This is a genomic window from Cohnella sp. SGD-V74, from assembly GCF_003001675.1.
Classification (GTDB): domain Bacteria; phylum Bacillota; class Bacilli; order Paenibacillales; family Paenibacillaceae; genus Cohnella.
Genome location: NZ_PVYW01000002.1, coordinates 481,505 through 495,498, shown reverse-complemented (window position 1 = coordinate 495,498; position 13,994 = coordinate 481,505). Strand labels below are relative to the sequence as shown.

The following is a 13,994-nucleotide window of genomic DNA, read 5'->3' as shown; positions in this document are numbered from 1 at the left end:
CATGCAAGAAATGAATATCGGCGGCTTGGCATGGGAAGTAAAGGGCTTCTGGCCCTGGGTGCCGATCAAAGGCACAAGCATGGAATTGGGGCAGGAGCTGCTCGGCGTCACCGAATGGCTGCCGGCTGCCGTGCCGGGAGGCGTTCATTACGATCTGTACCGCGCCGGTCTGATTGCTCATCCCTACCGGGATTTGAACAGTCTGCAATGCGAATGGGTGGAAAACCGATGGTGGCTCTACCGCACTGTAGTTCCTCGTCCCGAGCGGACCGGCGCAAGGATCGAGCTTGTCTTCAAAGGGCTGGATTACGAGGCGGCGGTGTATGCGGGACAGACGCTGCTCGGCGAGCATAAAGGGATGTATCATGAAGCGGTCTTCGACGTGACAGCCCTGTTCGGTGAGCGGGAATCACTCGAAGTCGCCGTGCTGCTGAAGCATGCTCCCGACGAGATGGCCCAGATCGGCAAAACGTCGGAAACGTTCACGCAGAAAAGCCGCTTCAACTACAAATGGGACTTCTCCACACGGCTCGTCAACCTTGGCATCTGGGACGACGTCGTGCTGCGGGTTCATGAAAGCCATTCGATCGGCGAGACGGCGCTTCATACGGATACGACAGAAACGGTTGATCGGAGAGAAGGAGCGGAGGCGGCAGGCGCTGATGGCGTAGAGGGACGAATCCGGCTGCGTGCGCGTATCGAGCGAATAACGGCGGACGGCGGCGCGGAACCCGGTGCGAGCCTCCGTTTGCTCGTCCGCTGCTACGATCCCGAAGGCCGTCTGTCGGCCGAAAGCGAGACGGATGCCGGCATCGACCGGGAGACCGCCGTCGAGCTGACCGTTGCGCAGCCGCGGCTATGGTATCCGAACGGGTACGGAGACCAGCCGCTGTACGAGGTGCGCCTGCTGCTGCAGGCCGACGGCGTCACGGTGGACGAGCGCGCGTACCGGACCGGCATCCGCAAGCTCGAATATGCCGCGAACGAAGGCGCCCCGGAGGACGCGCTGCCGTATACGGTGAAGGTCAACGGAAAGCGGATTTACATCCGGGGCGTCAACATGACGCCGATCGATCATCTGTACGGCAACGTGACCGACGAACAATACGCCTGGATGGCGCGGCTGATGAAGGAAGGCAACGTGAACCTGGTGCGGATATGGGGCGGAGGGCTGATCGAGAAAACGCGGCTGTACGAGCTGTGCGACGAGAATGGCATTCTCGTCTGGCAGGAGTTCGTCCAATCGAGCTCGGGCGTGGACAACATTCCGTCGAAGCGGCCGGAGTTTCTCGAGCTGCTGGAGCGTTCGGCGCGCGCCGCTCTTGCGACGAGGCGCAATCACGTATCGCTCGCCGTATGGAGCGGCGGCAACGAGCTGATGAGCGAGCCGAACAAGCCGTCGAATCTGACCGACACGAATCTGTCGATGCTTCGCGATCTCGTGCGGCAATACGACCCGGACCGGCTGTTCCTGCCGACCTCCGCTTCGGGGCCGGTCGAATACATTACGGAGGAAAAGGGGCTGGGCCACGACGTCCACGGACATTGGAAGTATCAGGGAAATCCCCGCCATTACGAACTGTACGGGGACAACGACAACCTGTTCCACAGCGAGTTCGGCGTGGACGGCCTGAGCCGGATCAAGAGCCTTCGCAAGTTTCTGAGCGAGCCTCATCGCAAGCCTGCGTCGATGAAGTCGAGCATGGTGTGGAGGCATCACGGGGAATGGTGGGATACGCTGGAGCGGGACGAAGCGGCGTTCGGGTCGATGACGGAGCTGGCGGCGTTCTCCGATTGCAGCCAGTGGATGCAGGCCGAAGGGCTGCGCTTTATTTTGGAGGCGAATCGCAGGCGCAAGTTCAACAACAGCGGGAGCATCATCTGGCAGCTTAACGAGCCGTGGCCCAATGTGTCGTGCACCAATCTCGTGGACTACTACGGCGAGCCGAAAATGGCCTATTACTGGATGAAGCAGGCGTTCGCTCCGCTTCACGCCTCGCTGGATTACCGGAAGCTGGACTACCGCACAGGCGAGCCGTTCCGACAACCGCTGTACGTGAATGCCTGCGAAGTCGGCATTCCTGTTACGGTGACGGCAGAGGTGCTGGATGCCCGAGGCACAATGCATCATGCCGCGCGATACGAAGGCACGACGGCCGACGAAAGGGCGCTGCGGATCGGAGAACTCGAATTCCGCATGCCGGAGACGGACGACGGACTCGTGCTTGTCCGAGTGAGGTGCGAGGCGGAGCGGGGCGATCTCCCGGAGCAGCCCCCGAGCGTCTATTTCTTTTCCGTCTCGGACGGGCCGCTGTATGCTTCCGCGCTGACACTCGGCCGCGATGCCAAGCTGGCTTCGCATCGGCTTGGCAAATGGAAGCGCGAGGGGGAGGACGGCGCGGCGCTGGCGGAGTTCGCCATCGCCAACGAAGGAACGGCAGCGGCGCTGCATGTTCATGCGGAGGAGTTGACGGACCTCTACTGGATGGAGAGCGACGATCAATACTTTACGCTGCTTCCGGGAGAGACGAGGGTCGTGACCGTGCGATGCGTGCCGAAGGCGGGCGGGGGATTGCTGGCGGAAGAAGCTGACGCTGCCCGGGCCTCTGCCGCTGTGCCGCAAATCCGTTTCCGGTCATTTTTGCAGGAGCATTTGACAGACGATCACGAAAGGAACGATGAACGATGACAAGTCCGCAAGCGGAATTGAAGCTGTTTTTGCAGCGCAGAAAGGAAGAGGGCTGGGCCGAGGGCTTCGCGGCTGCGATTACCGATGCGCAGGCGACCCGTCTGGCTGTCTACGAGGGGGAGACGGCGGCCACCTTGAACGGCGAGCGGGTCGGAATCGGTCCCGATACGCTGTTTAACATCGGCTCCGTCACGAAACCGGTGACCGCGATGCTGCTGGCCAAGCTGGTGGAGGCAGGCGAACTGACGCTGGCCGACAAGGTGCGGTCGATTATCCCGGAGTATCCATTCGAGGACGCCGACCTCTTCCATCTGCTGTCCCATTCCGCTGGATACGACAACGATTCGGCCAAGCCGGAGCGGCCGCTCGTACAGGACGGAGAAGCGGGACGGAGGGCTTATTTCGATGCGATCTGCCGCATCCCGGACAGGAAGAGGGAGCCTGGGCAATCGGTTCTGTATTATACCGAAGGCTACGTCATCCTTGCGGATGTGATCGAGCGCGTCGCCGGCATGGAGCTGGGCCGCTTTGCACACGAGACGCTGTTCCAGCCGCTGGGCATGACCCGCAGCACCTTCGACGTCGTTGCCGCCCGCGAAGACAGCGTCGTCTTCCCGATCGCGCCGGACGGCAGGGTGATGCTGGAGTTGGCCGATTGGGCGACGACGGGGGACAGCGGTCTGTATACGTGCGCCGAAGATTTGCTGAAGCTGGGGCGGCTGTTCCTGAACGGTGGAGCCGCCGAAGACGGCAAAGCGGTGCTGCACGAGCGCACCGTTCGCTGGCTGCTGGCCGATGCGAGCGCCGGAAGGTTTAACCAGACGCCCGCTTTCTGGGTGAAGGGTGCGGAGGACCGCTACGGCTGCTTCGGCGACCTGCATTCCCCTTCGGCCGTCGGTCATACCGGCTTCAGCGGGTGCATGCTGTGGGTCGATCCCGAATACGGGGCGGCCGGGGCGATCTTGACGAACAGCACGAGGCTGCACGAGGATTGGCGCCGCTACAAGAGAATCAACAACCGGCTGCTCAGCCTGGCGACAGGACGTTCATTATAGTCGTTATCCAAACCTTTTAGCAGGTTCAACGTCTGTCGGCCGCCTTGGTGAAGCGCTATCATGGACGTATCTCCCTAATTCGGCATTCGCAGAAAGGATAACGCCATGATCGCCCGCACCAACATGCCCGTCCGTACCGCCCAGAAGCGAACGGCCGCCAGTCGAATCGTCCGCTATCTGTCCCGCGAGTGGTCCTCGTGGCTGCTCGTCGTTCCGACGATCATCGTCTTTTTCGTATTTGCCTGGCAGCCGCTCGTATCGGGCATCGTGCTCTCCTTCTACAAGACGGAGGGCTACAAGGCCGTCGAGTTCATCGGCCTGCAAAATTACGTCGACGTCATCCAGAACTCGGTATTCCGCCAGACGCTGATCAACTCGTTCCTGTACGTCTTCTGGTCGCTCGTCATCGGATTCGCCTTCCCGATCGCCGTAGCCATCATCATTAACGAGCTGCGGCACGGGAAGTCGTTTTTCCGCTTTGCGGTGTACTTTCCCAATATGGTGCCGGCCATCGCCGCGTCCATGGTCTGGATGCTGCTGTTCCAGCCCGGCCAGAACGGCGTGCTCAACATGCTGATCTCCCACCTGGGTATTCCAGCGCAAGGCTGGCTGCAGGACCCGAGCATGACAATTCCGCTCATCGTCGTGACGATGACGCTGCGCGGCTTCGGCGGCACCGTGCTGCTGTATCTGGCCAGCCTGCAAGGCATCAACCAGGAGCTGTACGAAGCCGCCTCGATCGACGGAGCCGGCGTCTGGCGCAAGCTGTTCCGCATTACGTTGCCGCAGATCTCCAACATCGTCGGACTTATGCTGATCCTGCAGATCAGCGGCGTGTTCCAGGTATTCGGAGAGCCGCTCGTCATGACGGAGGGCGGACCGAACAACGCTTCGATGTCCCTCATGCTGCAAAGCTACTTCTACGCGTTCAGATATTTCCAGGCGGGTCACTCAATGGCGCTGGGCGTCATTACGTTCCTGATCCTGATGGTGCTGACCGTCATTTATTTCTGGCTGGACAAAAAGTTCGACAAGGAGGCGTAACCTGTGCGCAAAACGGAAATAACCGGCATTATCGGACATTTGGAATACAAAACTCCGGGCGTCAGGCTGCTCTACGGGCTGCTGTTCCTGCTGATGATCCTGCTTGCGGTCGTCTGCCTGTTCCCGTCGATCTGGGTCATGGTGTCCAGCCTGAAGGATATCAAGGAATTTTATCGGATGCCGCCTACGCTGTTTCCCGAGACGTTCGACATCGGCAAGCTCGGGGAAGCCTGGAACGAGCTGAGGTTCATGCGTTATTATGTCAACACGGTGTATATGACGGCCGGCTCCGTACTGTTCTGTCTGCTGTTCAACGGACTGGCGGGCTACTTCTTCTCCAAGCTGAAGCCGCGCGGAAGCGCGTTTCTGTTTACGCTGATCGTCTGGACGCTGCTGCTCCCGAATACGGTGGGCATGGTTCCGTTGTTTTCGAACATCGTCGATTTTCCGCTGCTGCATATCAATTTGACGAATACGTTCTGGCCGATGTGGCTGATGGCCGCGGTCAACCCGGTCGTCATTCTGATCTTCAAGAGCTTCTTCGACAACATTCCGCAGTCGCTGCTAGAAGCGGCGAAGATCGACGGCGCGACGAAGATCGGCATTTTCTCCAAAGTCGTCATCCCGCTCAGCGTGCCGGTGCTCGTCACGATTACGATCCTGACCGTCAATGCGGTATGGATGGACTTCTTCTGGCCGTTCATGGTGCTCAAGGATCAGGCGAAGTGGACGGTCATCGTCGCGATCTACAACATGCGCAGCCAGATGCCGATCGATCTGCAGTTTATTACGCTGACGTTCGCCATTGTGCCGCCGGTCGTTTTCTTTATCCTGTTCCAGAAGTCGATTATGAAGGGCTACACGTTCAGCGGAATTAAAGGCTAGCGGGGTACGTCAAGCAAAAGTGACGCAGCAGGGGCGAAAAGGCGGTGTTAGATGCCCCTGAGCGGGTTTGCAGACACGTCCTAGTTCGGGAAACGGACAGAATCGCAAACCGTTTCGCATCTTTGCAGCCTACTGAGCGGTTCCGGCGGTATGATAACCTGAGAACGCACTCCAAGAAAGCGCTTTACAACACTTCGACGCGAAGAGAGGGTTCAGAGAATGACAACTGCACAACGGAAAAAAATCGGGCTTTCGATAGCCTGGCTGCTAATCGCCGCACTGGTGCTATCCGCTTGTTCGGGAGGAAGCAAGGAGACGAAGCCGTCGGCAACCTCGTCGCCGACCGCGCAGGCGTCGCAGACGAGCGGTTCCGAGCCGTCCGCGGAAGAGCCGCAGCCGGTAACGATCAAGATCGGCAACTGGCCGAAGCCTAACGACGATGCGGCTACCCAACTGTTCACAGATCTGGAGAAAAAGATGAACGAGAAGTATCCGTACGTGACGATTGAGCGCGACGAATGGGGTTACGACGTCGTATCGTTCCTGCCCAAGGCGGTCAGCGGACAGCTTCCGACGCTCTACGATTCGTTCTACACGGAAGCGGATAAAATCATCAAGGCCAACTATTCCGCCGATATTACCGACATGATGAAGAAGTACGGCTTCGATACCGGCATCAATCCCGAGCTGCTTAAGCTGGTCGAGCGGGACGGCAAATATTACGGCTTGCCGAAGGACGGGTACGTGATCGGCGTCATGTACAACCTTAACGTCTTCAAAGAAGCCGGATTGCTGGATGAGAACGGAGTGCCGAAATTCCCGAAAACGTACGAAGAGCTGGCCCAGACAGCAGTAGCGATTAAGGAGAAAACGGGTAAACCGGGCTTCTTCTTCCCGACGAAGACGAATCAGGGCGGCTGGATGTTCATGAATATCGCCTGGGCGTTCGGAGCCGACTTCGAGGAACAGGTGGACGGCAAGTGGAAGGCGATTTTCAACTCGCCGGAAGCGGTGCAGGCTCTGCAGTACGTGAAAGATCTGAAATGGAAATACAACGTTCTGCCGGACAACAATCTGGTGGACATGAACGATCTGCTGATGTCGTTCGGAACCGACCAGGTCGGCATGGCGTTCGGTATGTACGAATTCCTCGCCCCGCTCGTTCTGAACGCCAAGATGTCCAAGGACAGCCTCGCGTTGTCGGCTCTGCCCGCCGGTCCTGCCGGCTCGGCCGCGCTGCTCGGAGGAGGGCTGTACATGTTCGCACCCGGCTCGACGCCGGAGCAACTGGATGCGGCGTTCAAGTGGCTCGATCTTCGCGGCCTGAGTCCGAAGGCGACCCCGGAAGCGCTGGAAGCGCTGGAAGCGAATCTGAAAATCCAGGTCGAGCAAGGCTATCCGGTAGGCCCGCACGGGCTGCAAATCTGGACCGATCCGGAGCGCGTGGCCGCGGAGAAAGAGATCGCCAAGAAGTATGAGAACGTGAACATGGCGCTGTTCGAGGACTATATGACGAACGGTTCCAACGGTCTCCGTCCGGAGCCTCCGGTTAACGCGCAGGAGCTGTATAAGGCGCTCGACGTCGTCATCCAGGCGGTGCTGACGAACGAGAAGGCCGATCCGCAGAAGCTTCTGGATCAGGCCGTGACGGAATTCCAGCGCGATTACCTGGACAAGGTGCAATAAGCCGAGCGTTGGGGCCCGGCCCAGACCGGTAAGCCCGCCCGGCGTGCTTGTCTCGCGCGTCCGGGCTTGGCCCAGACCAGTAAGCCCGCCAGGCGTGCTTGTCTCGCGCGTCCAAGCCCAGGCCAGACTAGTAGTGCGCTCCCGAAGTAACTTAACCAAGATGTTGAAGTCGGATATGAGCAGGCTAGAGTCACTGTAACCACGCTGAGTCGGGTTGGAGCGGCGTATGAACTGGAAGAGTCGCTGTAACCGCGCTGAGTCGGGTTAGAGTAGCGTATGAGCAGGAAGAGTCACTGTAACCGCGCTGAGTCGGGTTGGAGCGGCGTATGAACTGGAAGAGTCGCTGTAACGGTGCTGAGTCGGGTTGGAGCAGCGTATGAGCAGGCAGAGTCACTGTAACCACGCTGAGTCGGGTTGGAGCAGCGTATAAACTGGAAGAGTCGCTGTAACGGTGCTGAGTCGGGTTAGAGTAGCGTATGAGCAGGCAGAGTCACTGTAACCGCGCTGAGTCGGGTTGGAGCGGCGTATGAACTGGAAGAGTCGCTGTAACGGTGCTGAGTCGGGTTGGAGCAGCGCATGAGCTGGAGGAGTCGCTGTAACGGTGCTGAGTCGGGTTAGAGTAGCGTATGAGCAGGCAGAGTCACTGTAACCGCGCTGAGTCGGGTTGGAGCAGCGTATGAGCAGGAGGAGTCACTGTAACCACGCTGAGTCGGGTTAGAGTAGCGTATGAGCAGGAAGAGTCACTGTAACCGCGTTGAGTCGGGTTGGAGCAGCGCATCAGCTGGAAGAGTCACTGTAACCGCGTTGAGTCGGGTTGGAGCGGCGTATGAACTGGAAGAGTCACTGTAACGGTGCTGAGTCGGGTTGGAGCAGCGTATGAGCAGGCAGAGTCACTGTAACCACGCTGAGTCGGGTTGGAGCAGCGCATGAGCTGGAGGAGTCGCTGTAATGGTGCTGAGTCGGGTTGGAGTCCCCGTTCCGAGCTTATGATAGAATGAGAGAAACGGAGTCGGGGAAGAAGGGAGAGCGGGCGGGATGTTCCAGCGGCTGCATCTGAGAATACAGGCCGTGCTGCTGACGGCCGTATTGCTGTACATCGCGCTGTCCAGCTGGGTCGTCTACCGGACGATGGAGTCGCGCGGGACGGAATCCCTGCAGCGAATGTCCGTGCAGTACACCGGCCAGCAGCACCAGAACGCGGAGCTGTTCAAGCGCTGGCTGGAGGAGACGGTGCAGATCGTTGCCAGCAGAGAGGGCATCGGGGAAGCGCTGTCCGGCAAACGCTACGACGAGTCGCTGCTGCCGCTGCTTGACGGCCTGCGCGCTTCCAACGTCGACTTGTCGAGCCTGGTGCTGTACGGACGGCAAGGCGCCGTGTACTCGTCGGGGAACATTACGAGCATCCGCAATCTGGATCAGCTGGCCGACGAGCCGGAGATCGGCCGTTTTCTCCGTTCTGGAGAGGCAGCGGAATGGATGGTGCTTGACGCTTCACGGCTCTATTACCCTTACGGCGGCAAGGCGCGCAAAAGCCTGTTCCACTTTACGAGAATTACCGATCGGAACGGGAGCCTGCTCGGCGTGCTGCAATTCGAGACCAGTCTGCCCAAGCTTGCCGGCTTCTTCCGCTCGGAGCCCGGCACGCTCTACGGCGGCAACAAGGCGTATGTCGCCGCCGCAGACGGGCAATGGCTGGACGAGAATGGCCTGAATGCGGAAGTGTCGGAGGAGACTGCTGCCACAGCCGACCGCTTCTCCGGCGAGCGGCTGGAGGCGAAGATCGGCGGCGGCATTCTGCTGATGTACGCCTTGGAGCATTCCGCCGACCGGATCGCCATCGTCATCCCGAACGATCAGATGAGAGGGGAGCTCGGCAAGCTCGGAGCCATTCTCATCGCCGTCAACGTGGCGATGGCGCTGCTCTTCGTTCTGCTCGCTCGGCGGCTGTCCTTGAGCATTACCGCCCCGCTTACCTCGCTCTTCGGCAAAATGCGCGAAACGATGAAGGAGCCTTCCCCGAAGTAATTACTTCAGGGAGGGCTCCTTGCGTATGCGCACCGTGATGGTCGTGCCTTGCCCGCGCTCGCTGCGAACCTCCAGTCCGCAATCGCCGCCGTATTCCAGCTTGATTCGCTCCTGCACGTTGCGAAGTCCGTATCCGCTGCGGAACAGCGCCTGATCCCCGGCGGTCTCGAACGGCCGGTCCTCGCGGAAGCCCACCCCGTCGTCCGTCACCTCGAACACGATCATATCCCCGCTTGTCTCGGCGGTTACCGTAATCAGGCCTTTGCCGCGCTTTTCGCTGATGCCGTGCTTGATGGCGTTCTCCACGAGCGGCTGCAAAATCAGCTTCAGAATGCGCAGCTGCCGCACCTCGTCGGGAATGTCGTAGCGGATCTCGAATTTGTCCGGAAACCGCATCAGCTCGACGGTGACGAAGCTTTGCACGAGACGGATCTCTTCCTCCACCGGAATGAATTTGTCCCCCTTATGCAGGCTGATGCGGAAGAAGGTCGCCAGCGAGGCGATCATTTTCTCGATGTCGGGCTGCTTCTTGAGCCGCGCGATCCAGGCGATCGCATCCAGCGTGTTGTACAGAAAGTGCGGGTTGATCTGCGACTGGAGCGCGACCAGCTCCATCTTGCGCTGCTTCTCCTTCTCCTCGTCGTTCTCGGTCAGCAACTGGTTGATGCGCTCCACCATCTGGTAGTAGCTGTTTTCCAGCTCGTTGATCTCGTCGCCCCGGAGATGACGCGTCTCCAGCGCCTTCAGCCCGGTTTTGCCGATCGTGCCGATCTGTCGTCGCAGACGCAGCACCGGATCGGTAATTTTCGCCGCCAGAATCAGGGACAACGCCAGCAGGAAAAGGAAGGTCACGGCAGCGAACGCGATCGCGGCCCGATTGCCCTCGGACACGGCCGTCAGCAGCTCGGGGCTGGAGACGACGCTGACGAACTTCCAATCGATGCCGAGCGCCTGCAGCCTCTTGTTCAGCGGATACGTAATGACCAGATGCGATTGACCGTTCAGCGTCACCGAGCGGTAGCCGGCGCTGCCGCCGGGATGGAGCAGATCGGTTTCCGGCAGATCGTCTCCCAGCCTCGATTTGTCCGGGTGGGAGACGAGGCGGTTGCCGTTGCCGGCGATGAAGGAATAGCCGAGCCCTTCCATGCTGTTCTCGTATACTTCGTAGAACTCCGACTCTTTAATGTAGAAAATAATGTCTCCGATGTTCTGTCCGGTATTGAAGTTGCGCAGCCGTTGTCCGAAAGGGATGTAAGCCGTCCCGTCCAGACTGTGCTTAACCGTCCCTACGACCGGAATGCTGGAGTTGCGAATCCGGTGCAGGAACAGGTCGTCGGGCCGTTCCACGATCTGGCTGTCGTCGAGCAGGCGATAAGAATCGGAATTTCCTGTAATGACGAACACATCGCCGATCAATTCGTTGCGGTCGATCGTCTGCGCCGCCAGCGACCGGAAACGGTTCTGCTTGTCGGCCGGAGCCAAACTGTCGTCCTCGATCAGCCGATAGATGTCGGAGTTGACCAGAAAGCGCAGAAACAGCATCTGGATGTCGTCCACAAGCAACTCGATGCTGAGGCCGATCTGGATGTGGGTTTGCTCGACATGCCGGTACAGACTGTTCTTCAAATATTTCTGGGAGAATACGTTAAACACGACCAGCATCAGCGTCAGATGCAGCGTTAATCCGGCCAGCAGGACGAAGACGATCCTCGACCGGATATTCAGCCTCCGCAGCCCTCCCGCCGCGTTATCCTTCTGTTCTTGCATATTCGCTCGGTGTCATTCCCGTCATTTTTTTGAAAATCTGGCTGAAATACTTTGCATCCCCGAAGCCGACCCGGTCGCTCACCTCGTACACCCGGTATCGGGGGTCGCGCAGCATCAGCTTCGCCTCTTCGATGCGGCATTCCGTCAAGCATTCGTAGAACGTCTTGTTGAGTTCCTTGCGGAACAGATGCATGAGATGGGTCGGGCTGACGAACACCTCGGCGGCGACCTTCTCGACGGTAATGCTGTCGGCGTAGTGGCGGCGAATGTAGGCCAGCGCCCCGCGAATTTCCCGCCGGGTCGCCATCTCGCCGACGTCCTCGGCATACCAGACGCCTCCGACGCTGGAAGCGGCTCTTGAGACGGCCTCGACCGCGCTTCCATAGGAAACGTTCAGCTGTCCGGAAGTCTCCGCAGGTTTGCCGATGCCGACAGCCAGCTCGGGCTCTCCGGCTTGTTTCGCGCGGGCGGCGAGCCCGTAGCCGAAAGCCCGGATACGGCCCAGCGTCTCGCTCCATTCCCCGGAGGCCGCCAGCACGGCGGTCCATTGCCCCGGGCCGGACGGCACGATGGCTTCGGCCTGCAAGGAATGCGCTTTCAGCTCGGCGTCAACGACCGCCTCTCCGACAAGCGGGCTGCCGGAAGCGGAAGGAGAGGAGGCGCGTTCCTTCGGCTCAAACACGACGGCGATCGCGTATTCCGACTGCTCTTCAAGCCCCAGCAGCCGACGCTTGCTCGCGATTTCTTCCTCCTGCCGGATTCTGCCGTGCAGCAAGTCGAGCCAGAACTGTCGGGAGATGGCCGGGAGCTCGCTCTTCAACTGGCCGTAGTAGTCGCGATCGCGCAATCTTGCCTGCGCCTCGAGACCGATCGCGCGGACGGAAGCGGCCAGCTCGTCGGTATCGACCGGCTTGAGCAGATAGGAGGAGGCTCCGTGGCGGATTGCCGCCTGGGCGTATTGGAACTCGTCGTACCCGCTCAGCACGATGATCCCGGCGTTTAACCGGTATTCTTTAATTTTCTCGATAAATTCGATTCCGTTCATATAGGGCATGCGAATATCCGTTACGATCACGTCGGGCTCGTACTGCATCGCCAGCGTCAGACCGTCCGCGCCGTTATCCGCTTCTCCGACAATCTCGATGCCGTGCGAGGCCCAGTCGATCGTCTCCCGAATGCCCATGCGCACCAAATATTCGTCGTCGACGACAAGCGCTTTCAACATGCTGCTCACCCCAAGTTAGACTGATCGAATGCTGCTGTATGACCATTTCGACAATTCGAGGATAAAAACCTTCCGCGCCGCCAAGCTGAGCAGGATGGCAAACCATTTCGCAGCATCCCGGGCTACAGCGCGGGGAAAAGGCCGTGATACGATGGGCGGGAAAACGCATCGGAACAGGGGGAGACGGGGGATGGATGACGGAGGACAAGGAACGGGCAAGAAGGGGCGTTCGGCGGCGTATGTTCTGGCGCTGACGCTCGCGGCTCTGCTGCTGGCGGCGGGTTCGCTCGCTGCGGCGTACGGCTGGGCGAATTCCGGCTCCGCATCGGAGCAGCGGGAGCTCTTGGTAAACGGCGAGCCCGTAACCGAAGAGGAGCTGGCGCTGTATGTCAGCCGGAATCGCGCCCTGGTGGCCGATTACTTCCGGCAAGCTTACGGAGCCGAATATTCGGAGGAATTCTGGGCGGCTTCGTTCTCCGGAGAGGTTCCGCTGCTGAAGCTGAACGAGACAGTGAAGGAGCAGCTTGTCCGTACGAAAGTCGAGCTGCGGCTCGCCAAGCGCGCGGGTGTGGAGGAGAACATCGGCTATGCGCATTTTCTGGAGCGGCTGAAGATCGAGAACGAACGCCGCGCGGCTGCTGCAGCGCGTAATGAAGCGGTGTACGGCCCGACTCGCTTGGATGAGCGGAGCTACTACTTCCATGAATTGACGCTGATTCGCCAAGCTGTGATCGAAGCGATGCTGGCCAGCGGAGCGCTCTCCATTCCGGAGACGGAACTGAAGGAGCAGTATGAGGCGTACAGGGCGCTTGCTGCCGAAGCAGCGGGAACGACGGTCGCGCAATGGGCTTCGCTGGCGTACGGGGATGCCGCGGGGGTTCCGACCAGGGAGCAGGCTTACGAACGGATGGGAGAGCTTCAGTCGGCTTTGTCCCCTGGAGGGGCTATGAAGGAGACGGCTGCTCATCTTGGCATTCCGGTTGTGAGCGCGACACTGAGCGAGACGACCCGCCGTTCGTACGCATTGGACCATCCGTTGGCAATCTCCGCAATCGACGGCATGGAGGCCGGGGAGACGAGCGATTTGTTGGAGGAAAACGGAGCCTTTCATCTGATCCGGGTAGAAAAGAGAACGGCGGCCGAGGAGCGGGAGTATGAGGAGGTTCGCGGCAGTCTGGCCGAGCGGCTGGCGGAACGGCAGTATGAGCGGCTTGTCGAGGCGGAGGCGGCAGCGGCGCTGGTCCAGTGGGATGACGAAGCGGCGGCGGCCCGGATCGGCCGGACGCTTGGGGCGGAATAGCGGGGCAAGGCGATTTTGCGCAGCGCTCTCCTCCTTTTCACAGGATCGTCTACTGTCGAAAGCCGCTTTCTCTCTGCTAAAGTTCAAGCTGCACGACCGAAAGAAAGCGCTTTACTGTAAAGAGTTGAACCAAAGATACAGCGAAGAGTTAGCCCAATGAAATGGAGAAAGGGAATGGTTTTGCTGCGAGTTTTGGCTTTGAGTTGCATGCCTATGAAGTTCTTATCGATCCAAGCAACTCAAAACAACCTGTTTGAAGCCGGCAAAGCCATCCCTTTCGAAATGTAATGGACTTCGTTTTCATTGGTTCAACTAATT

The 13,994-nt window shown here is 59.6% G+C and carries 9 protein-coding genes; 7 read left to right on the top strand and 2 right to left on the bottom strand.

The features are described from left to right. Nucleotide 1 precedes the first annotated feature (1 nt). The 6 genes from B0G52_RS04615 to B0G52_RS04590 all read left to right on the top strand — a co-directional run bounded on the left by B0G52_RS04615 (nucleotide 2) and on the right by B0G52_RS04590 (nucleotide 9,384). Nucleotides 2-2,689, top strand: a complete 2,688-nt coding sequence (locus tag B0G52_RS04615; RefSeq protein WP_094042331.1) for a glycoside hydrolase family 2 protein — start codon at nucleotides 2-4, stop codon at nucleotides 2,687-2,689. Continuing rightward, nucleotides 2,686-3,744: a serine hydrolase domain-containing protein gene (locus B0G52_RS04610; RefSeq protein ID WP_094042330.1), complete on the top strand. Its 1,059-nt coding sequence runs from the start codon at nucleotides 2,686-2,688 to the stop codon at nucleotides 3,742-3,744. The genes B0G52_RS04615 and B0G52_RS04610 overlap by 4 nt, the downstream gene beginning before the upstream one ends. A gap of 105 nt (nucleotides 3,745-3,849) precedes the next feature. Beyond that, the gene (locus tag B0G52_RS04605) at nucleotides 3,850-4,788 is read left to right on the top strand and encodes a carbohydrate ABC transporter permease (RefSeq protein ID WP_198960591.1); all 939 of its coding nucleotides are present in this window, start codon (nucleotides 3,850-3,852) and stop codon (nucleotides 4,786-4,788) included. Nucleotides 4,789-4,791: 3 nt separating this feature from the next. Beyond that, nucleotides 4,792-5,673 (top strand): carbohydrate ABC transporter permease, encoded by an 882-nt coding sequence (locus B0G52_RS04600; protein WP_094042329.1) that lies wholly within the window; start codon nucleotides 4,792-4,794, stop codon nucleotides 5,671-5,673. A 219-nt stretch (nucleotides 5,674-5,892) separates the two neighbouring features. Then, nucleotides 5,893-7,359 carry an ABC transporter substrate-binding protein gene (locus tag B0G52_RS04595; protein WP_094042328.1) on the top strand — a complete coding sequence of 489 codons (1,467 nt, stop codon included), beginning with the start codon at nucleotides 5,893-5,895 and terminating at the stop codon, nucleotides 7,357-7,359. A gap of 1,035 nt (nucleotides 7,360-8,394) precedes the next feature. After that, complete coding sequence (locus B0G52_RS04590) at nucleotides 8,395-9,384, top strand: cache domain-containing protein (protein WP_094042327.1); 990 nt, start codon at nucleotides 8,395-8,397, stop codon at nucleotides 9,382-9,384. On the opposite strand, the gene B0G52_RS04585 is transcribed toward B0G52_RS04590, so the two are convergent. Beyond that, on the bottom strand, nucleotides 9,385-11,151 hold the full coding sequence (locus tag B0G52_RS04585) for a cache domain-containing sensor histidine kinase (RefSeq protein ID WP_094042326.1): 1,767 nt from the start codon (nucleotides 11,149-11,151) through the stop codon (nucleotides 9,385-9,387). Then, complete coding sequence (locus tag B0G52_RS04580; RefSeq protein ID WP_094042325.1) at nucleotides 11,132-12,376, bottom strand: response regulator transcription factor; 1,245 nt, start codon at nucleotides 12,374-12,376, stop codon at nucleotides 11,132-11,134. The genes B0G52_RS04585 and B0G52_RS04580 overlap by 20 nt, the downstream gene beginning before the upstream one ends. 190 nt (nucleotides 12,377-12,566) lie before the next feature. On the opposite strand from B0G52_RS04580, the gene B0G52_RS04575 reads away from it, so the two are divergent. Continuing rightward, a complete protein-coding gene (locus B0G52_RS04575) occupies nucleotides 12,567-13,676 on the top strand; it encodes a peptidylprolyl isomerase (protein ID WP_158223582.1) in 1,110 nt (369 codons plus the stop codon). Nucleotides 13,677-13,994: the final 318 nt, after the last annotated feature.

Excerpts from the sequence above, each read along its gene's own strand:
- B0G52_RS04615 (WP_094042331.1), top strand. The coding sequence starts at position 2 with ATGCAAGAAATGAATATCGGCGGCTTGGCATGGGAAGTAAAGGGCTTC.
- B0G52_RS04610 (WP_094042330.1), top strand. The coding sequence starts at position 2,686 with ATGACAAGTCCGCAAGCGGAATTGAAGCTGTTTTTGCAGCGCAGAAAG.
- B0G52_RS04605 (WP_198960591.1), top strand. The coding sequence starts at position 3,850 with ATGATCGCCCGCACCAACATGCCCGTCCGTACCGCCCAGAAGCGAACG.
- B0G52_RS04595 (WP_094042328.1), top strand. The coding sequence starts at position 5,893 with ATGACAACTGCACAACGGAAAAAAATCGGGCTTTCGATAGCCTGGCTG.
- B0G52_RS04590 (WP_094042327.1), top strand. The coding sequence starts at position 8,395 with ATGTTCCAGCGGCTGCATCTGAGAATACAGGCCGTGCTGCTGACGGCC.
- B0G52_RS04585 (WP_094042326.1), bottom strand. The coding sequence starts at position 11,151 with ATGCAAGAACAGAAGGATAACGCGGCGGGAGGGCTGCGGAGGCTGAAT.
- B0G52_RS04580 (WP_094042325.1), bottom strand. The coding sequence starts at position 12,376 with ATGTTGAAAGCGCTTGTCGTCGACGACGAATATTTGGTGCGCATGGGC.
- B0G52_RS04575 (WP_158223582.1), top strand. The coding sequence starts at position 12,567 with ATGGATGACGGAGGACAAGGAACGGGCAAGAAGGGGCGTTCGGCGGCG.